This is a genomic window from Streptococcus sp. 544 (assembly GCF_013277385.1).
GTDB classification, from domain to species: Bacteria; Bacillota; Bacilli; order Lactobacillales; family Streptococcaceae; genus Streptococcus; species Streptococcus mitis_BA.
Genome location: NZ_VMMU01000006.1, coordinates 71583 through 89827 on the forward strand (window position 1 = coordinate 71583; position 18245 = coordinate 89827).

General features: G+C 40.3%; 21 protein-coding genes. 17 read left to right on the forward strand and 4 right to left on the reverse strand.

Going from position 1 to position 18245, the window contains the following annotated elements; translation table 11 throughout:
* Positions 1 to 56: 56 nt before the first annotated feature.
* From spxB to manA, 5 genes are all read left to right on the forward strand, one after another.
* On the forward strand, positions 57 to 1832 hold the full coding sequence (spxB, locus tag HT728_RS03005) for a pyruvate oxidase (RefSeq protein WP_050390073.1): 1776 nt from the start codon (positions 57 to 59) through the stop codon (positions 1830 to 1832).
* Positions 1833 to 2086: 254 nt separating this feature from the next.
* A complete protein-coding gene (locus HT728_RS03010) occupies positions 2087 to 2434 on the forward strand; it encodes a VOC family protein (RefSeq protein ID WP_173233697.1) in 348 nt (115 codons plus the stop codon).
* A 282-nt stretch (positions 2435 to 2716) separates the two neighbouring features.
* Entirely contained in the window at positions 2717 to 2872 is a 156-nt protein-coding gene (locus HT728_RS03015) for a hypothetical protein (protein WP_173233699.1), read from the forward strand.
* A gap of 178 nt (positions 2873 to 3050) precedes the next feature.
* A complete protein-coding gene (locus HT728_RS03020) occupies positions 3051 to 3311 on the forward strand; it encodes a SemiSWEET family transporter (RefSeq protein ID WP_004261618.1) in 261 nt (86 codons plus the stop codon).
* A 258-nt stretch (positions 3312 to 3569) separates the two neighbouring features.
* Complete coding sequence (gene manA, locus HT728_RS03025; protein WP_173233701.1) at positions 3570 to 4514, forward strand: mannose-6-phosphate isomerase, class I; 945 nt, start codon at positions 3570 to 3572, stop codon at positions 4512 to 4514.
* Between the two features lie 40 nt (positions 4515 to 4554).
* Here manA and HT728_RS03030 read toward each other — a convergent pair whose 3' ends face one another.
* Positions 4555 to 5895 (reverse strand): sodium-dependent transporter, encoded by a 1341-nt coding sequence (locus HT728_RS03030; RefSeq protein ID WP_173233703.1) that lies wholly within the window; start codon positions 5893 to 5895, stop codon positions 4555 to 4557.
* 234 nt (positions 5896 to 6129) lie between these two features.
* Between HT728_RS03030 and HT728_RS03035 the strand changes: the two genes are divergently transcribed.
* Positions 6130 to 6870 carry a MerR family transcriptional regulator gene (locus tag HT728_RS03035; RefSeq protein ID WP_173233705.1) on the forward strand — a complete coding sequence of 247 codons (741 nt, stop codon included), beginning with the start codon at positions 6130 to 6132 and terminating at the stop codon, positions 6868 to 6870.
* Between the two features lie 41 nt (positions 6871 to 6911).
* Here HT728_RS03035 and HT728_RS03040 read toward each other — a convergent pair whose 3' ends face one another.
* The 3 genes from HT728_RS03040 to HT728_RS03050 are packed head-to-tail and all read right to left on the reverse strand — an operon-like array spanning position 6912 to position 9557.
* Positions 6912 to 7433 carry a DUF1697 domain-containing protein gene (locus HT728_RS03040; RefSeq protein WP_173233707.1) on the reverse strand — a complete coding sequence of 174 codons (522 nt, stop codon included), beginning with the start codon at positions 7431 to 7433 and terminating at the stop codon, positions 6912 to 6914.
* Positions 7434 to 7481: 48 nt separating this feature from the next.
* A complete protein-coding gene (locus HT728_RS03045) occupies positions 7482 to 8654 on the reverse strand; it encodes an NAD(P)/FAD-dependent oxidoreductase (protein WP_173233709.1) in 1173 nt (390 codons plus the stop codon).
* A gap of 57 nt (positions 8655 to 8711) precedes the next feature.
* Positions 8712 to 9557: a DegV family protein gene (locus HT728_RS03050; RefSeq protein WP_173233711.1), complete on the reverse strand. Its 846-nt coding sequence runs from the start codon at positions 9555 to 9557 to the stop codon at positions 8712 to 8714.
* A 124-nt stretch (positions 9558 to 9681) separates the two neighbouring features.
* Here HT728_RS03050 and HT728_RS03055 point away from each other — a divergent pair, with 124 nt between their 5' ends.
* The 11 genes from HT728_RS03055 (at position 9682) to HT728_RS03105 (ending at position 18176) form a co-directional block, all read left to right on the forward strand.
* Positions 9682 to 10239: a TetR/AcrR family transcriptional regulator gene (locus tag HT728_RS03055; protein ID WP_173233713.1), complete on the forward strand. Its 558-nt coding sequence runs from the start codon at positions 9682 to 9684 to the stop codon at positions 10237 to 10239.
* An 18-nt stretch (positions 10240 to 10257) separates the two neighbouring features.
* Positions 10258 to 10725: a cytidine/deoxycytidylate deaminase family protein gene (locus tag HT728_RS03060; protein WP_000136976.1), complete on the forward strand. Its 468-nt coding sequence runs from the start codon at positions 10258 to 10260 to the stop codon at positions 10723 to 10725.
* Between the two features lie 88 nt (positions 10726 to 10813).
* Complete coding sequence (upp, locus tag HT728_RS03065) at positions 10814 to 11443, forward strand: uracil phosphoribosyltransferase (RefSeq protein WP_173233715.1); 630 nt, start codon at positions 10814 to 10816, stop codon at positions 11441 to 11443.
* Positions 11444 to 11616: 173 nt separating this feature from the next.
* Positions 11617 to 12207 (forward strand): ATP-dependent Clp protease proteolytic subunit ClpP, encoded by a 591-nt coding sequence (gene clpP / locus HT728_RS03070; RefSeq protein WP_173233717.1) that lies wholly within the window; start codon positions 11617 to 11619, stop codon positions 12205 to 12207.
* A 78-nt stretch (positions 12208 to 12285) separates the two neighbouring features.
* Positions 12286 to 12552 carry a YlbG family protein gene (locus tag HT728_RS03075; RefSeq protein ID WP_050223575.1) on the forward strand — a complete coding sequence of 89 codons (267 nt, stop codon included), beginning with the start codon at positions 12286 to 12288 and terminating at the stop codon, positions 12550 to 12552.
* 83 nt (positions 12553 to 12635) lie between these two features.
* Positions 12636 to 13796 carry an ABC transporter substrate-binding protein gene (locus tag HT728_RS03080; protein ID WP_173233719.1) on the forward strand — a complete coding sequence of 387 codons (1161 nt, stop codon included), beginning with the start codon at positions 12636 to 12638 and terminating at the stop codon, positions 13794 to 13796.
* A gap of 116 nt (positions 13797 to 13912) precedes the next feature.
* Positions 13913 to 14782: a branched-chain amino acid ABC transporter permease gene (locus HT728_RS03085; protein ID WP_050142784.1), complete on the forward strand. Its 870-nt coding sequence runs from the start codon at positions 13913 to 13915 to the stop codon at positions 14780 to 14782.
* A gap of 3 nt (positions 14783 to 14785) precedes the next feature.
* Positions 14786 to 15742, forward strand: a complete 957-nt coding sequence (locus HT728_RS03090) for a branched-chain amino acid ABC transporter permease (RefSeq protein WP_000662286.1) — start codon at positions 14786 to 14788, stop codon at positions 15740 to 15742.
* The gene (locus HT728_RS03095; protein WP_001185997.1) at positions 15742 to 16506 is read left to right on the forward strand and encodes an ABC transporter ATP-binding protein; all 765 of its coding nucleotides are present in this window, start codon (positions 15742 to 15744) and stop codon (positions 16504 to 16506) included. Before HT728_RS03090 ends, HT728_RS03095 begins: the two co-directional genes overlap by 1 nt.
* On the forward strand, positions 16506 to 17216 hold the full coding sequence (locus HT728_RS03100) for an ABC transporter ATP-binding protein (protein ID WP_173233721.1): 711 nt from the start codon (positions 16506 to 16508) through the stop codon (positions 17214 to 17216). Before HT728_RS03095 ends, HT728_RS03100 begins: the two co-directional genes overlap by 1 nt.
* Positions 17217 to 17519: 303 nt before the next feature.
* A complete protein-coding gene (locus HT728_RS03105) occupies positions 17520 to 18176 on the forward strand; it encodes a CBS domain-containing protein (protein ID WP_000268665.1) in 657 nt (218 codons plus the stop codon).
* Positions 18177 to 18245 lie beyond the last annotated feature (69 nt).

Genomic DNA, 18245 nt, shown 5'->3' on the forward strand with positions numbered 1-18245 from the left:
CAATTCTATGTAATCGTATTCTCCAAGTCTAAAAAAATTGAAGGAGAGTTATCACTATGACTCAAGGGAAAATTACTGCATCTGCAGCAATGCTTAACGTATTGAAAACATGGGGCGTAGACACAATCTACGGTATCCCATCAGGAACACTCAGCTCATTGATGGACGCTTTGGCTGAAGAAAAAGATATCCGCTTCTTGCAAGTTCGCCACGAAGAAACAGGTGCTCTTGCAGCGGTTATGCAAGCTAAATTCGGTGGCTCAATCGGGGTTGCAGTTGGTTCAGGTGGTCCAGGTGCGACTCACTTGATTAACGGTGTTTACGATGCAGCTATGGATAACACTCCATTCCTAGCAATCCTTGGATCACGTCCAGTTAACGAACTCAACATGGATGCTTTCCAAGAATTGAACCAAAACCCAATGTACAACGGTATCGCTGTTTACAACAAACGTGTAGCTTACGCTGAGCAATTGCCAAAAGTAATCGACGAAGCTTGCCGTGCTGCAGTTTCTAAAAAAGGTCCAGCTGTTGTTGAAATCCCAGTAAACTTCGGTTTCCAAGAAATCGACGAAAACTCATACTATGGATCAGGTTCATACGAGCGTTCATTTATCGCTCCTGCTTTGAACGAAGTTGAAATCGACAAAGCTGTTGAAATCTTGAACAATGCTGAACGTCCAGTTATCTATGCTGGTTACGGTGGTGTTAAAGCTGGTGAAGTGATTACTGAATTGTCACGTAAAATCAAAGCACCAATCATCACAACTGGTAAAAACTTTGAAGCTTTCGAATGGAACTATGAAGGTTTGACAGGTTCTGCTTACCGTGTTGGTTGGAAACCAGCCAACGAAGTGGTCTTTGAAGCAGACACAGTTCTTTTCCTTGGTTCAAACTTCCCATTTGCTGAAGTTTACGAAGCATTCAAGAACACTGAAAAATTCATCCAAGTCGATATTGACCCTTACAAACTTGGTAAACGTCACGCCCTTGACGCTTCAATCCTTGGTGATGCAGGCCAAGCAGCCAAAGCTATCCTTGACAAAGTGAACCCAGTTGAATCTACTCCATGGTGGCGTGCAAACGTTAAGAACAACCAAAACTGGCGTGATTACATGAACAAACTCGAAGGTAAAACTGAGGGTGAATTGCAATTGTATCAAGTTTACAATGCAATCAACAAACATGCTGATCAAGACGCTATCTACTCAATCGACGTAGGTGACACTACTCAAACATCTACTCGTCACCTTCACATGACACCTAAGAACATGTGGCGTACATCTCCACTCTTTGCGACAATGGGTATTGCCCTTCCTGGTGGTATCGCTGCTAAGAAAGACAATCCAGATCGCCAAGTATGGAACATCATGGGTGACGGTGCATTCAACATGTGCTACCCAGACGTTATCACAAACGTTCAATACGACCTTCCAGTTATCAACGTTGTCTTCTCAAATGGTAAATATGCCTTCATCAAGGACAAATACGAAGACACAAACAAACACTTGTTTGGTTGTGACTTCTCTAATGCTGACTATGCGAAAATCGCTGAAGCGCAAGGTGCTGTAGGATTTACAGTTGACCGTATCGAAGACATCGATGCAGTTGTCGCAGAAGCTGTTAAATTGAACAAAGAAGGTAAAACTGTTGTGATCGATGCTCGCATCACTCCACACCGTCCACTTCCAGTAGAAGTACTTGAATTGGATCCAAAACTTCACTCAGAAGAAGCTATCAAAGCCTTCAAGGAAAAATACGAAGCAGAAGAACTCGTACCATTCCGTCTCTTCTTGGAAGAAGAAGGATTGCAATCACGCGCAATTAAATAATTCCTCTCGTCGAAAATCAAAGATAAATTTATAGACTTCTTTATTAGCTTACTGCCGACGATTCCATCATTGAAACCATAAATTTCAATGATGGAATCTAGTGTGGAGCCTAGAAAAAGTCCCAAAGGATTTTTCGTAGTTTGATGAGCAAATATTTGCCATCAAACTTGGTTTCACCTTGTTTATTCTTTGATTTTCATAGAGCAGAACTTGAAAAGATCGGAGAAATCCGGTCTTTTTATGGAGGATAGTAAATGAATTTAAATCAATTAGATATTATCGTTTCAGATGTTCCTCAAGTTTGTGCTGACTTGGAGCGTATTTTGGATAAAAAGTCCGATTATGCTGATGATGGTTTTGCTCAGTTTACGATTGGCAGTCACTGTCTGATGTTGTCACAAAATCATTTGATTCCTTTGGAAGATTTTCAGTCAGGAATCATTCTTCATATCGAGGTTGAGGATGTAGACCAGAACTACAAACGGTTGAACGAGCTTGGTATCCAGGTTTTAAACGGTCCAACTGTAACCGATTGGGGAACAGAGTCCTTATTAGTTAAAGGTCCTGCTGGTCTAGTGATTGATTTTTATCGTATGAAATAAGGGGCTTAGTTATTTGAAGATAACCTTAATTATTCTTAAAACAGAATGTGAGAATATGAACTATTGAAAGATCGGAGCAATCCGGTCTTTTTAATATAAAGAAATTGCATATAAATAGTTGACAGCGCTTTCCTAAAATCTTATAATAAAAATATAACAGTAGAAAATGAAACTGATATGGAAAGGAGAAATATGATTAAACAGCAGTAGTAAGTGGATTTTCTTATTTCATTGGAACTTGGGATTGAAATATCTCCATGAATAGATAGTAGGAGGAAAGAGATGCAAAAAAAGGATATTTATCTAATCTGTGTGACCATGATTATCTGTTCAGTTATTATAGGACTGATTATAGGAAGTTTTATTTTGCATGGTCTTGAAGATATTGCAGCAATCATTAACCACGGCTTACTGACAATCAATCAGTCCATCCATTGATTGACAATAGCTATTCATTTTTACATTTTATGGATCAAACAGATCGGAGCAATCCGGTCTGTTTCTTATTACAAGACTGTGATAGTTTACATTTTTATAATAAAAGTCTTAAATTCTTGCTTGTTTTTGTATTAAATTATAAAATAGAAAGTATAAAAGAATAAAAGAGGTTTTGAAAATGTCTGAAAAACAAATGAAAGTGTTGGGCTGGGCAGCGACATTTATGTCTGTTATGATGTATGTGTCATATTTCCCACAAATCATGAATAATCTTGCCGGTCAAAAAGGCAACTTCATTCAACCCCTAGTCGCAGCTATCAACTGTAGTCTCTGGGTTTACTATGGTCTTTTCAAGAAGGAAAGAGATATTCCACTTGCAGCTGCTAATGCACCAGGTATCGTTTTTGGTTTAGTAACGGCTATCACAGCTTTGATTTAAAAAGAAGACTGCTTTCAGATTTTTTCTTTTATGAAAATAAATGTTTCATTAAAGTAATTTTTGAATGAGAGTTGAGGGAAAAAGTCCAGTTACAGCTAGCTTTACGAGAGTTTTTTATGTTCGTCTCTATCAAAGAAGAAAGTATATCGTTACTATTTTTATAAAATCTTCTCCCTACTTTATAAGATGTTAAAAAGAGTTCAATTCGAACTCTTTTTTTGCTATAATGAGGGGAGAAAAATCAGACAGGAGACCAAGATGTCAGAACCATTATTTTTACAATCAGTTATGCAAGAAAAAATCTGGGGTGGTACCAAGCTACGTGATGAGTTTGGCTACGACATTCCAAGTGAAAAAATCGGAGAATACTGGGCTATCTCAGCCCATCCAAATGGCGTCTCTAAAGTTGCCAATGGTCGTTTCGAGGGCACAAACCTGGCTACTTTGTATGCGGAACACCGTGAATTGTTTGGCAACCGTCCAGAACCTGTATTTCCACTGTTGACCAAAATTCTCGATGCCAACGACTGGCTCAGTGTCCAAGTTCACCCAGACAATGCTTACGGACTCGAGCATGAGGGCGAACTCGGGAAAACAGAATGCTGGTACATCATCGCTGCGGATGAAGGTTCAGAGATTATCTACGGTCACAATGCCAAGTCAAAAGAAGAACTCCGTCAGCAAATCGAAGCTAAAAACTGGGATGGTCTATTAACAAAAGTCCCTGTTAAGGCTGGAGATTTCTTCTATGTGCCAAGTGGGACCATGCATGCTATCGGTGCAGGTATCTTGATTCTTGAAACCCAACAATCTAGTGACACCACCTATCGCGTCTATGACTTTGACCGCAAGGACGACAAGGGCAACTTGCGTGAACTTCACCTTGAAAAATCCATTGATGTCTTGAACATTGGTGAGCCAGCAAATAGCCGTCCTGTGACTGTCAAAGCTGATGATTTGCGTTCCACTCTCCTTGTATCCAATGATTTCTTTGCAGTTTACAAGTGGGAAATTACTGGAGAAGTTGACTTCGAAAAGACAGCTGACTACAGCTTATTGAGTGTCTTAGCTGGTCAAGGTCAACTGACTGTTGACGGAAAAAACTATCCAATCCAAAAAGGCAGCCACTTTATCCTACCAAGTGATGTTGAAGTTTGGACCTTAGAAGGGCAAGGTCTGGAATTGATTGTTAGCCATCCATAAAAAAGAAAGGGCCTGAGTTCACTACTCAAGTCCTTTTTGATTACATAAATTGGGCGATAAAAACCACGATGATGATAATTGGAATGACGAAACGAAGAAGGAAGAGCCATACTTGGAACAGTCCCTGTTTCCATGCTCTTTCATCGAGATGGAGTTCCTCCATAGCAAGTGTCTTCTTAAAGATGTAGCCAGTAAAGAGTGAAAGGCAGAGAGCTCCAAATGGCATAAGGAGATTGGAAACCAAGAAGTCCATAGCGTCAAAGAAGGTCTTCCCAAAGATGTGAACATCCGCCATAACTCCATAGGATAGGGCCGAAGGAATTCCAAAGACAAAGGTCAAGATTCCCAAAATCACACTCCATTTGGCACGCTTGCTGTTGTCCTGATTGGTGATATTACCCACATTGATTTCCAGCATAACGACAGAAGAAGTGACTGTCGCAAAGAGGAAGAGCAAGAGGAAGAGGATGTAGAAAATGGTTCCAAAAGGCATCTTGTCAAAGAGTTGAGGCAGGACGATAAAGAGCAAGCTTGGTCCCCCTTCAGACTGGATATTGAAGGCTGACATGGCTGGGAAAATGGCTAGACCTGCCATGATGGATACTGAGATATTCATGGCTACAATGGAAATCCCTGATTGGACAAGATTGGTTTTCTTGTCCAAGTAGGAAGCGTAGGTCAGCATGGCTGTAACCCCTAGTGAGAGGGCGAAGAACGATTGTCCCAGAGCATAGAGGAGACCAGCACTAGTCAGTTTTGAAAAGTCTGGTTTGAGGAAGTAAAGAACGCCTTCCATGGCATTTGGCAAACTGAGAGAGCGCCCGATGATGATAACAAAGATGATAAAGAGCAGGGGCATCATAATCTTGGATGCTCTTTCAATCCCTTTCTGAACACCACGTGATACAATAAAGATATTCAACAGGATAAAGGCTGCTTGAGCTCCTAGGGCAATGGCTGGATTTGAAATGATTGAAGTAAATAACTGAGCATAATCACCCGTTCCACCAAGTTGGAACAATTTTCCAAACTCAATGCCTAGATAAACCAGAATCCATCCCCCAATAACACTGTAAAACGATAAGAGGATAAAGAGGGCAAAGGCACCAATCCAACCGATGAAGTTGTACTTGCTATTCTTGCCTAGTTTTCCAAAGGTTTTGATTGCTGAGACACCAGCGCTTCGGCCGAGGGCAAATTCTGCAAGCAAAAGGGGGAAACCTATTAGAATAGTGGAGATGAGAAAGACCAGTAAAAAGCCTCCTCCGCCATTAGCAGCAGTCATATAGGGGAATTTCCAAACGGCACCAAGTCCGATGGCTGAACCAGCAGATGCTAGGATAAAGCCCAATTTAGAACCCCATTGCGATTTTTCAGACATAGTTAAACTCCTAAAATTAGTGTTACAAAAGAAAAAGCTACTGCCCTTGGCAACTAGCCTCATAAGTACTCAAAATGAGCGTTTCTTTTGATTGATAGACTTGACTATCCTATCATGTTTTCTAAGGTCTGTCAAGAAAACCATTTTCATGTTATGATAAAGTAAAAAAATTCGCAAAAACGCTTGACTCTGACCTAAGGGGAGGGGTTATACTATCATTGTAAGGAGGAAATCATGTACCATATAAAAGAAGCTGCGCAGCTTTCGGGAGTCTCTGTCAAGACCCTGCACCACTACGATAAGATAGGACTCTTAGTTCCTTTAAAGTCGGGAAACGGCTATCGAACCTACAGTCAGGAGGATTTGGAGCGACTTCAGGTCATTCTTTACTACAAATATCTAGGCTTTTCTTTAGAAAAAATAGCAGAGCTATTAAAGGAAGAAAGGACAGATTTATTGCCTCATTTGACTAGGCAGTTGGACTATTTGACTCAAGAAAGGGAACATCTGGATACCTTGATTTCAACCTTGCAGAAAACCATTCAAGAACAAAAAGGAGAAAGAGAAATGAGCATTGAGGAAAAATTCACTGGATTTAACTACCAAGACCATCAAAAATACCACCAAGAGGCGGTAGAGAAATATGGACAAGAAGTCATGGATCAAGCGCTGGAGCGCCAGAAAGGTCACGAAGACGAGGCTACTACTGCCTTCAACCAAGTTTTTCAAGCCTTGGCACAAAATCTTCAAGCTGGTCTACCGATAACAGCGTCTGAAAACCAAGAAGAAGCAGACAAACTCTTGCAAGCCATCCGTACTTATGGATTTGACTGCTCTATCGAGGTCTTTGGTTATATTGGAAAAGGCTACGTCTATAACCCAGAATTTAAGGAAAACATTGACAAATTTGGACCTGGAACAGCCCAGTACACATCAGATGTCATTGCTCACTATGTCCAAACTCAGACAAAATAAAATCGGAGGAGTGATCTTCCGATTTTTACTAAATTCAAGCACTACTTGCTTAATAATTTTTCTACTACATTTAGTTTTCGCATGGTCAAATCTACATTAAAAAGCTTTTCAAGATAGTTGGTATGGAGTTTCTTTTGTTTTGCAGTTCTAGGGAGATAGAGGTAAAGACAATGGTTACCGATACAAATTTCTTCTTCACCGTAATCAATTTTCAATTTTTCCAAAGGGAGACTTTGAATAGATTCTTGATAAAAAATCACGTGTATACGGTCATAAAGATAGTGTTCTTCAAACGGGTTTTCTTGGACAATGTTTTCAAAATCATCCTTATTCTTAATGATTATTTTGAGATTGGCTCCAATCTTTTCCTTTATTAGAGTATGAACCTGTTCTCGTATTTCTTCGAGAGCTAAGTTACTTTCAAGAATAATATTTCCACTTTGAATATAGGTTCGAACTTGTTGAAAACCAGCTTCTGTCAAGATATCTACTAGATAAGACATTTTAGGGATAGCATTTTTTCCATTAGGAGTAACTCCCCTTAACAAGATAATATGTTCCAAAGGGCTTCCTTTCTTTTGGGGTAGATTGTTCCATTGAGTAATGTATATTTAGATTAGATTTGATCCCGCAACCCAGCCAGTACAGAGGGCAGAAGTGATGTTAAAGCCACCTGTGTGGGCGTTGATATCCATGACCTCGCCAGCAAAGTGGAGGCCAGGTACCAGCTTACTTTCCAGAGTTTTAGGGTTGATTTCCTTAAGACTGACGCCACCTTTGGTGACAAAGGACTTGGCGAGGGACATTTTACCAGTTACAGGAATTTTAAGTCCTTTAATGGACTGGACAAGTTGCTCTCGTTCCTTTTCAGTAAGCTGTTTGACTTTTTCTGGATAGCCTTGTACAAAAAATTCTGCCAAGCGTTCTGGAAGCAAAGTTTTTAAGGCATTTTTTAGAGCTTTTTCTCGATTTTCTTCTAGGAATACCGCCAAGTCCTTTTCAGAAAGTTGAGGCAAAACATCTAGCGAGAGAACCTCCCCACCCTTGACAAAACTGGACATACGCAGAGCAGCAGGGCCAGACAAACCAAAGTGGGTAAAGAGCAGATCGTGAGTGATAACATGCTTGCCATAATTTAGGGTCACATCATCCAATGAAATTCCCTGCAAGGCCTTGTGTGGAAAATCTGTCAACAAAGGACTTTCAGCGGCTTCAAGTTCGGTAATGGTATGTTTGAAATGGCGGGCAATCTCGTGACCAAAACCAGTTGAACCAGTAGAAGGATAGGATTTACCACCTGTTGTGACAATGAGTTTCTCACAAGTGAAGACTTGGTTAGCTGACTTAAGGACAAACTGGTCGCCGATTTTTTTAACCGAAACAATTTCTGTTTGAGTAGCAACTTGACCACCTAGCTCAGTGATTTTCTTTTCTAAGGCCTCGATAATGGTTCGAGATTTGTCACTAGCAGGAAAGACGCGTCCGTGGTCCTCGACTTTAAGTTTAACCCCATTTTCCGTAAAAAAGTTAATGATATCATGGTTATCAAACTGGGAGAAGACACTGTATAAAAAGCGTCCATTTCCAGGAATTCCAGCTAGCAGGTCATCCAAACTACCATTGTTGGTTACATTGCAACGACCACCACCAGTACCAGCTAATTTTTTTCCGAGTTTCCGATTTTTTTCGATGAGAAGAGTTTTCTGACCATAAAAGCTACTGGAAATGGTAGCCATCATGCCCGCAGGCCCTCCACCGATGACAATAGTATCAAAATGTTTCATAGATCTATTGTACCACAAAAAACAAGAGATGCTCGACATCTCTTGTTGCTAATGATCTTAGTTGATTTCATATCCCATCAACAAACCGCCATCTTCTGCATAGAAACTGCAGAGACCAGATGTCGGGAGAATTTTAATATCCGCCTGTGGGAAGGTTTCGCGAATTCGCTCTGAGAGCTGTTGACAACATTTCTCGTTATTACGTTGGGCCATGACGATACGGCCACCAGTATATCCTGCTTTTACTAACTCTTCATAGGCTGCCTGAATCGCTTTCTTTGCTCCTCTTGCTTTTTGTAGCAATTCAAGGGTTCCAGTTTCACTAGCTTCTCCGACCATACGGATATTTAGAAGGCCAACGACCGTACCGATAAGCTTGCTCAAACGGCCGTTCTTCACTAAGTTATCGACTTTGGCTAGGACAAAGAGCAACTTGGTTCTTTCTTGATAGGCAGTGATAGCTTCAACCACTTCTTCAAAAGATAGTCCCTGGTCAATCAAGTCATTTAATTTTTCTACGAGCAAGTCAACTTCCCCACCAGCAGACAAACTATCAATCACATGAATCTTAGTGTCAGGATGGTCTTCCAGATAAATATTCTTAGCCAGTTGAGCACTATTGTGACTACCAGAAAGAGTACCTGTGATGGTTACTAGGAAAATGTTTTTGGCTCCTTCAAATGCTCGCAAATAATCATCTGGGCTTGGACAAGCTGATTTTGAAGCTTCTGCAGTTGCATACATGGTTTCCATCATTTGGTCAATGTCAAGACTGGCATCATCAACAAAGACCTGATCAGCTACTTGAATGGTTAAGGGAACACTCACAAAGGTCGTGTCAATAGCTGGTGTTTCCAGTTGACGATAATCACAACCAGAGTCAGCAATAATCTTCCAAGTCATAGAAATTCTCCATCTTTGTCAGTTATACATTGACAAAGGTTCTGTCTTTTTTTACAATTATATCATGAAAACCCTTGAAACAAAAGCCTCATCCGTCTGTTGTGACAAGTAGAAAGAAAATGTTATGTCTGAACGTAGAATCTCTGAAAAGTCTCTTGAAAATCTCAGAAAATCAAATCAAGAATCCAATTTATTAACTAGAGAAGCCATCGAAACAGCCCTCTTACAGCTCTTGGAAAAAAAGGACTTGACCAAGATTAGTATTTCTGAATTGGTCAAACGTGCAGGCGTTTCGCGTGCGGCCTTTTATCGCAATTATGATTCCAAAGAGGAGATTTTAGAAAGCGTCTTTAAACGAACTGTCCATAATATTATGGAACAGTTGCATCATTATGATTTAAAGACAGACCTTTATTTGGTTTGGGTTCACCTTTTCCGGGAGGCCAGAAAGGAAGTTAGAGTGATTCAATTGGCCTTGGATTACCATCTAGAAAAAATCTTTGTCCAAGCCATGCAGGAATTTCTAGAAAAATACCATGGGAAATCAAAAGGTGTCAGCTCTTATCTTCATTCCTTCTGGAGCTCAGCCATCGTCTCAGTCCTTTTAAAATGGATCAAGGATGGCATGAAGGTACCAGCTGAAAAGATTGCAGATTTAGGTTTACCATTTTTTAAAAAATAGAGAAATAGGAGAAAAGAGATGACTGAAAAAAGACTGGCCTGGGATGAGTATTTTGCAGCCCAAGCCCTACTAATTGCCAATCGTTCCACTTGTAAACGTGCCAAAGTGGGCGCGATTCTGGTAAAAGATAATAAGGTTATTTCCACTGGTTACAATGGCTCGGTGTCAGGGACTGAGCATTGTATTGACCACGAATGTCTGGTCATCGAAGGCCACTGTGTTCGCACCCTTCACGCTGAGGTCAATGCTATCCTTCAAGGTGCTGAGCGTGGTGTTCCCAAAGGCTTTACAGCCTATGTGACCCATTTTCCTTGTCTCAACTGTACCAAACAATTATTGCAGGTTGGTTGCAAGCGCGTGGTTTATATCAACCAGTACCGAATGGACGACTATGCCCAATACCTTTATCAAGAAAAGGGAACAGAATTGACTCATTTACCACTTGAGACAGTACAGACAGCTCTTAAAGAGGCAGATTTAATGTAAAAATTATCAAAAATAAATGGTTTAGAAAGATTTTTAAACCGTTTTTTGGTATAATGAGAAGAATAAATTGAAAGAAGGAATTCCAAAAATGGGAAAAATTGAAGTTATTAATCACCCGCTGATTCAACACAAATTGTCAATCTTGCGTCGTACAGATACTTCTACAAAAGCTTTTCGTGAGCTAGTAGATGAGATTGCAATGTTGATGGGGTATGAAGTACTTCGTGATCTTCCACTAGAAGATGTAGAAATCGAAACACCAATTACAAAAACAGTTCAAAAACAATTGGCAGGTAAGAAATTGGCCATTGTTCCAATCTTGCGTGCAGGTATCGGGATGGTTGATGGTCTCTTGAGCTTGGTTCCAGCTGCTAAAGTTGGCCACATCGGTATGTACCGTGATGAAGAAACACTTCAACCAGTTGAATACTTGGTGAAATTGCCTGAGGACATTGACCAACGTCAAATTTTTGTCGTAGACCCAATGTTGGCAACAGGTGGTTCAGCAATCTTGGCCGTTGACTCACTTAAAAAACGTGGCGCATCAAATATCAAATTTGTCTGCCTTGTATCTGCTCCAGAAGGTGTAAAAGCCCTTCAAGAAGTTCATCCAGATGTAGAAATCTTTACAGCAGCCTTGGATGAACGCTTGAACGAACACGGTTATATCGTTCCAGGTCTTGGAGATGCTGGGGACCGCTTGTTCGGTACGAAATAAGATCGAAAAGAAGACTGACTTGGAAAAGAATTTCCTGTCATGAAAGGGGGTTGGATTTTTGTTTCTGTCTAATGAAAACAGAGCAAAAATTTGACCTTTTTTGACCAATATATTATAATAGTCTTATCTTCAGTCATTTGACCAACAAAAATAAAACTCAAAAGGAGAAATGAATGATTCCTGTCGTTATTGAACAAACAAGTCGTGGAGAACGTTCCTACGATATTTACTCACGTCTTCTCAAAGACCGCATCATTATGCTGACAGGTCCAGTTGAAGACAACATGGCCAACTCTGTTATTGCCCAATTGCTTTTCTTAGATGCCCAAGATAGTACAAAAGATATTTACCTTTATGTCAATACACCTGGTGGTTCTGTATCAGCTGGTTTGGCAATCGTTGATACCATGAACTTTATCAAGGCAGATGTCCAAACCATCGTTATGGGAATGGCTGCATCTATGGGGACGGTCATTGCATCAAGTGGGGCAAAAGGCAAGCGTTTCATGCTTCCAAATGCTGAATACATGATTCACCAACCAATGGGTGGTACAGGTGGTGGTACTCAACAAACCGATATGGCGATTGCTGCAGAACACTTGCTTAAAACTCGTAACACCTTGGAAAAAATCTTGGCTGAAAATTCAAGTCAGTCAATCGAGAAAGTCCACGCAGATGCAGAACGCGATAACTGGATGAGTGCTCAAGAAACACTTGAATATGGCTTTATTGATGAAATCATGGCCAACAATTCATTGAACTAATGTTGATAGAAGGCAAACTCGACTGGGTTTGCTTTTTTTGGTATAATAGGGAGAGATTTCTTAGAAAGAGGATTTATCATGTTTGAAAAAGTCAATCGATCTGGCTTGATTATCTATCTTTACTATAATCGTGATGCCAAAAAACTGCAGGATTATGGAGATATTACCTATCATTCCAAGAAACATCGTTACTTACAGCTTTATGTTCCAACTCAAGAAGTGGAGCAATTGGTCGGGCGCTTGAGCAAGGAAAAGTTTATCAAAAAAGTCAGAGTTTGTCATATCCAAGAACTGGAAACACCCTTTGTGGGCAACCTTTACCGAGAAGAAAACGTTATCAGATAAAAATTTAAAGAAAAGTGTTGACAATTTTCTGATAATTCGGTATATTCTTAACAGACTATTTAAGAAATAAGGAGACAAAAAAGATGAAGAAAAAATTTGCCCTATCCTTTGTGGCGCTTGCAAGTGTAGCACTTCTTGCAGCCTGTGGAGAAGTGAAGTCTGGAGCAGTCAACACTGCTGGTAACTCAGTAGAGGAAAAGACAATCAAAATCGGATTTAACTTCGAGGAAACTGGTGCCGTAGCAGCCTACGGAACATCTGAACAAAAAGGTGCCCAACTCGCTGTTGATGAAATCAATGCTGCAGGTGGTATCGATGGAAAACAAATCGAAGTAGTTGATAAAGATAACAAGTCTGAAACAGCTGAGGCGGCTTCAGTTACAACTAACCTTGTAACCCAATCTAAAGTATCAGCAATCGTAGGACCTGCGACATCTGGTGCAACTGCAGCTGCGGTAGCGAACGCTACAAAAGCAGGTGTTCCATTGATCTCACCAAGTGCGACTCAAGATGGATTGACTAAAGGTCAAGATTACCTCTTTATCGGAACATTCCAAGATAGCTTCCAAGGAAAAATTATTGCAAACTATGTTACTGATAAATTGCAAGCTAAGAAAGTCGTTCTTTACACTGACAATGCCAGCGACTATGCTAAAGGGATTGCTAAATCTTTCCGCGAATCTTACAAAGGTGAAATTGTTGCAGATGAAACTTTCGTAGCAGGTGACACAGACTTCCAAGCAGCCCTTACAAAAATGAAAGGGAAAGATTTTGATGCTATCATCGTTCCTGGTTACTACACTGAAGCTGGTAAAATTGTAAACCAAGCGCGTGGTATAGGAATTGACAAACCAATCGTTGGTGGTGATGGATTCAACGGTGAAGAGTTTGTACAACAAGCAACTGCTGAAAAAGCATCAAACATTTACTTTATCTCAGGCTTCTCAACTACTGTAGAAGTTTCAGCTAAAGCAAAAGCCTTCCTTGACGCATACCGTGCTAAGTACAATGAAGAGCCTTCAACATTTGCAGCCTTGGCTTATGACTCAGTTCACCTTGTAGCAAACGCAGCAAAAGGTGCTAAAAACTCAGGTGAAATCAAGGATAATCTTGCTAAAACAAAAGATTTTGAAGGTGTAACTGGTCAAACAAGCTTCGATGCAGACCACAACACAGTCAAAACTGCTTACATGATGACCATGAACAATGGTAAGGTTGAAGCAGCAGAAGTTGTAAAACCATAATAGAAAAATGTTGAAATAGGGAATGAGCCTCGGACTCACTCCCTGTTTCGATGTTTAAGAACCTATCAAAAGGTGAGGGAAAACCCTCGAAATTATAAATAGAAAGAGTGAATCTTATGCTCCAACAACTAGTAAATGGTTTGATTCTAGGTAGTGTTTACGCGCTGTTAGCCCTAGGATATACCATGGTTTACGGAATTATCAAGCTCATCAACTTCGCCCATGGTGATATTTATATGATGGGAGCCTTTATCGGTTATTTCTTGATCAATTCTTTCCAAATGAATTTCTTTGTAGCGCTTATTGTAGCTATGCTAGCGACAGCCATGCTTGGTGTCGTGATTGAGTTTCTTGCTTACCGACCTTTGCGTCACTCTACTCGTATTGCTGTTTTGATTACAGCTATTGGGGTTTCTTTCCTATTGGAGTATGGCATGGTCTATCTGGTTGGTGCCAATACTCGTGCCTTCCCTCAAGCAATTCAAACAGTTCGCTATGATTTGGGACCAATTAGCTTAACAAATGTGCAGTTAATGATTTTGGCCATTTCCTTGATTTTGATGATTTTGTTACAAGTCATTGTCCAAAAGACTAAGATGGGGAAAGCCATGCGTGCAGTATCCGTAGATAGCGATGCGGCGCAATTGATGGGGATCAATGTAAACCGTACTATCAGCTTTACCTTTGCTTTGGGTTCTGCTCTTGCGGGTGCGGCTGGTGTTCTGATTGCACTCTATTATAACTCTCTTGAGCCTTTGATGGGAGTTACTCCAGGTCTTAAGTCTTTCGTTGCCGCAGTACTTGGTGGTATCGGAATCATTCCTGGTGCGGCTCTTGGTGGTTTTGTGATTGGTCTATTGGAAACCTTTGCGACAGCCTTTGGGATGTCAGACTTCCGTGATGCCATTGTTTATGGAATCTTGTTGTTGATTTTGATTGTCCGACCAGCTGGTATCCTTGGTAAAAATGTGAAAGAGAAGGTGTAAGCGATGAAAGAAAATTTAAAAGTTAATATTCTATGGTTACTCCTTTTGTTAGCTGGCTATGGCTTGATTAGTGTACTGGTTTCAGTCGGAGTACTCAATCTATTCTATGTACAGATTTTACAACAAATCGGAATTAATATTATTCTGGCTGTTGGTCTCAACTTAATCGTTGGTTTTTCAGGACAATTTTCACTTGGGCATGCTGGTTTCATGGCGATTGGTGCCTATGCAGCAGCTATTATTGGTTCTAAATCACCAACCTACGGTGCCTTCTTTGGAGCTATGCTGATAGGTGCTTTGCTTTCTGGGGCAGTTGCCTTGCTTGTCGGAATTCCAACCTTACGCTTGAAGGGGGACTATCTTGCGGTAGCGACTCTTGGTGTTTCTGAAATTATCCGTATCTTTATCATCAATGGTGGAAGCCTTACAAATGGTGCAGCAGGTATCTTGGGAATTCCAAACTTTACAACTTGGCAAATGGTTTACTTCTTTGTCGTGATTACAACCATTGCAACCTTGAACTTTTTGCGTAGTCCAATTGGTCGTTCAACCCTCTCTGTTCGTGAGGATGAAATCGCTGCTGAGTCAGTTGGGGTTAATACGACTAAAATTAAAATCATCGCCTTTGTCTTTGGTGCTATTACTGCAAGTATTGCAGGGTCACTTCAGGCAGGATTTATTGGATCTGTTGTACCGAAAGATTACACTTTCATCAACTCAATCAACGTTTTGATCATTGTTGTCTTTGGTGGACTTGGTTCCATTACAGGTGCCATTGTTTCAGCTATTGTTCTGGGAATTTTGAATATGCTTCTCCAAGATGTTGCTAGCGTGCGTATGATTATCTACGCTTTGGCCTTGGTATTGGTAATGATTTTCAGACCAGGTGGACTTCTTGGAACATGGGAATTGAGCCTATCACGTTTCTTTAAAAAATCTAAAAAGGAGGAACAAAACTAATGGCATTACTTGAAGTAAAACAGTTAACCAAACATTTTGGCGGTTTAACAGCTGTTGGAGATGTGACTCTTGAATTGAACGAAGGGGAACTGGTTGGACTAATCGGTCCAAATGGAGCTGGGAAAACCACCCTTTTCAACCTCTTGACGGGTGTTTATGAACCAAGCGAGGGAACAGTAACCCTAGATGGTCACCTTTTGAATGGGAAATCACCTTATAAGATTGCCTCTTTGGGACTTGGACGTACTTTCCAAAATATCCGTCTCTTTAAAGATTTAACAGTTTTAGATAATGTTTTGATTGCTTTTGGCAACCATCACAAACAACATGTTTTTGCTAGTTTCTTGCGCTTACCAGCTTTTTACAAGAGTGAAAAAGAATTAAAGGCTAAAGCCTTGGAATTGCTTAAAATCTTTGATTTAGATGGTGATGCAGAAACTCTCGCTAAAAACCTTGCCTACGGACAACAACGTCGTTTGGAAATTGTTCGTGCCCTCGCTACGGAACCTAAAATTCTCTTCTTAGATGAACCAGCAGCAGGTATGAATCCACAGGAAACAGCGGAATTGACTGAGTTAATTCGTCGCATCAAAGATGAATTTAAGATTACAATCATGCTGATTGAACACGATATGAATCTGGTCATGGAAGTAACAGAACGTATCTACGTACTTGAATATGGCCGTTTGATTGCACAAGGAACTCCTGACGAAATTAAGACCAATAAACGCGTTATCGAAGCTTATCTAGGAGGTGAAGCCTAATGTCTATGTTAAAAGTTGATAATCTTTCTGTGCATTACGGCATGATCCAAGCAGTCCGTGATGTAAGCTTTGAAGTGAATGAAGGAGAGGTTGTTTCCCTTATCGGTGCCAATGGTGCTGGTAAAACAACCATTCTCCGTACCTTGTCTGGTTTGGTTCGACCAAGTTCAGGAAGGATTGAATTTTTAGGTCAAGAAATCCAAAAAATGCCAGCTCAAAAAATCGTGGCAGGTGGTCTTTCACAAGTACCAGAAGGACGCCACGTCTTTCCTGGCTTGACTGTTATGGAAAATCTTGAAATGGGAGCTTTCTTAAAGAAAAACCGTGAAGAAAATCAAGCTAACTTGAAGAAGGTTTTCTCACGTTTCCCACGTCTTGAAGAACGCAAGAACCAGGACGCAGCCACTCTTTCAGGAGGAGAACAACAAATGCTTGCCATGGGACGCGCTCTTATGTCAACGCCAAAACTTCTTCTTTTAGATGAACCATCAATGGGACTTGCCCCAATCTTTATCCAAGAGATTTTTGATATCATTCAAGATATCCAGAAACAAGGAACAACTGTCCTCTTGATTGAACAAAATGCCAATAAAGCACTCGCAATCTCTGACCGAGGATATGTATTGGAAACAGGAAAAATTGTCCTATCAGGAACAGGAAAAGAACTCGCCTCATCAGAAGAAGTCAGAAAAGCATATCTGGGTGGCTAAAAAGGTCTGGGGGACCTTTTTAGTCGGTGGATGAAGATTGCGAAGCAATTATCTTATCCAGTGGATTGTTTTAGTCGGCATATTTAGATTGCAAACAAATCTGCATCTACTTTGAAAGATGAATTTCTAATAATTGAAAAAATGGAATGAAACGTTTCTTACCTTCATTCACAGAGCTCGCTTTCAGAGCTCTTTTTGCTAGCTTATTCATACTTTTCTGAATTTTGAAAAAGAAATGTAAGCGTTTGATAGATTTACAAAAAGATTGTATAATAGGGATAAGAATAGAAAAGGAGAAGTCTCATGGCAGTTAAAGATTTTATGACCCGCAAGGTAGTGTATATTAGTCCAGATACAACAGTATCTCATGCAGCAGATTTGATGAGAGAGCAAGGGTTGCACCGCTTGCCTGTTATCGAAAATGATCAATTGGTTGGTTTGGTAACTGAGGGAACCATTGCGCAAGCTAGTCCATCAAAAGCAACCAGTCTTTCTATCTATGAGATGAATTATCTTCTAAATAAGACAAAAGTAAAAGATGTCATGATTCGCGATGTTGTCACTGTTTCAGGCTATGCGAGTCTAGAGGATGCAACTTATTTGATGTTGAAAAACAAGATTGGTATTCTTCCTGTCGTAGATAATCATCAAGTATACGGAGTTATTACGGACCGTGACGTTTTCCAAGCCTTTCTTGAAATTGCTGGTTATGGTGAAGAAGGAATTCGTGTGCGCTTTGTTACAGAAGATGAAGTCGGTGTCCTTGGTAAGATTGTTTCTCTAATCGTTGAAGAAAATTTGAATATCTCCCATACAGTCAATATTCCGCGTAAGGATGGTAAGGTCATTATCGAAGTGCAAATCGATGGATCAATTGATTTACCAGCCTTGAAAGAAAAATTTGAAGCAAATGGTATTCAAGTGGAAGAAATCACTCGCACTTCAGCAAAAGTCTTGTAAGAAGGGAAGCCCAAAGGCTTCTTTTTTCATAGGTTCTTTTTTCATAAAAAAGGGATTATAGCAAAAGAT

Excerpts from the sequence above, each read along its gene's own strand:
- spxB (WP_050390073.1), top strand. The coding sequence starts at position 57 with ATGACTCAAGGGAAAATTACTGCATCTGCAGCAATGCTTAACGTATTG.
- HT728_RS03010 (WP_173233697.1), top strand. The coding sequence starts at position 2,087 with ATGAATTTAAATCAATTAGATATTATCGTTTCAGATGTTCCTCAAGTT.
- HT728_RS03015 (WP_173233699.1), top strand. The coding sequence starts at position 2,717 with ATGCAAAAAAAGGATATTTATCTAATCTGTGTGACCATGATTATCTGT.
- HT728_RS03020 (WP_004261618.1), top strand. The coding sequence starts at position 3,051 with ATGTCTGAAAAACAAATGAAAGTGTTGGGCTGGGCAGCGACATTTATG.
- manA (WP_173233701.1), top strand. The coding sequence starts at position 3,570 with ATGTCAGAACCATTATTTTTACAATCAGTTATGCAAGAAAAAATCTGG.
- HT728_RS03030 (WP_173233703.1), bottom strand. The coding sequence starts at position 5,895 with ATGTCTGAAAAATCGCAATGGGGTTCTAAATTGGGCTTTATCCTAGCA.
- HT728_RS03035 (WP_173233705.1), top strand. The coding sequence starts at position 6,130 with ATGTACCATATAAAAGAAGCTGCGCAGCTTTCGGGAGTCTCTGTCAAG.
- HT728_RS03045 (WP_173233709.1), bottom strand. The coding sequence starts at position 8,654 with ATGAAACATTTTGATACTATTGTCATCGGTGGAGGGCCTGCGGGCATG.
- HT728_RS03050 (WP_173233711.1), bottom strand. The coding sequence starts at position 9,557 with ATGACTTGGAAGATTATTGCTGACTCTGGTTGTGATTATCGTCAACTG.
- HT728_RS03055 (WP_173233713.1), top strand. The coding sequence starts at position 9,682 with ATGTCTGAACGTAGAATCTCTGAAAAGTCTCTTGAAAATCTCAGAAAA.
- HT728_RS03060 (WP_000136976.1), top strand. The coding sequence starts at position 10,258 with ATGACTGAAAAAAGACTGGCCTGGGATGAGTATTTTGCAGCCCAAGCC.
- upp (WP_173233715.1), top strand. The coding sequence starts at position 10,814 with ATGGGAAAAATTGAAGTTATTAATCACCCGCTGATTCAACACAAATTG.
- clpP (WP_173233717.1), top strand. The coding sequence starts at position 11,617 with ATGATTCCTGTCGTTATTGAACAAACAAGTCGTGGAGAACGTTCCTAC.
- HT728_RS03075 (WP_050223575.1), top strand. The coding sequence starts at position 12,286 with ATGTTTGAAAAAGTCAATCGATCTGGCTTGATTATCTATCTTTACTAT.
- HT728_RS03080 (WP_173233719.1), top strand. The coding sequence starts at position 12,636 with ATGAAGAAAAAATTTGCCCTATCCTTTGTGGCGCTTGCAAGTGTAGCA.
- HT728_RS03085 (WP_050142784.1), top strand. The coding sequence starts at position 13,913 with ATGCTCCAACAACTAGTAAATGGTTTGATTCTAGGTAGTGTTTACGCG.
- HT728_RS03090 (WP_000662286.1), top strand. The coding sequence starts at position 14,786 with ATGAAAGAAAATTTAAAAGTTAATATTCTATGGTTACTCCTTTTGTTA.
- HT728_RS03095 (WP_001185997.1), top strand. The coding sequence starts at position 15,742 with ATGGCATTACTTGAAGTAAAACAGTTAACCAAACATTTTGGCGGTTTA.
- HT728_RS03100 (WP_173233721.1), top strand. The coding sequence starts at position 16,506 with ATGTCTATGTTAAAAGTTGATAATCTTTCTGTGCATTACGGCATGATC.
- HT728_RS03105 (WP_000268665.1), top strand. The coding sequence starts at position 17,520 with ATGGCAGTTAAAGATTTTATGACCCGCAAGGTAGTGTATATTAGTCCA.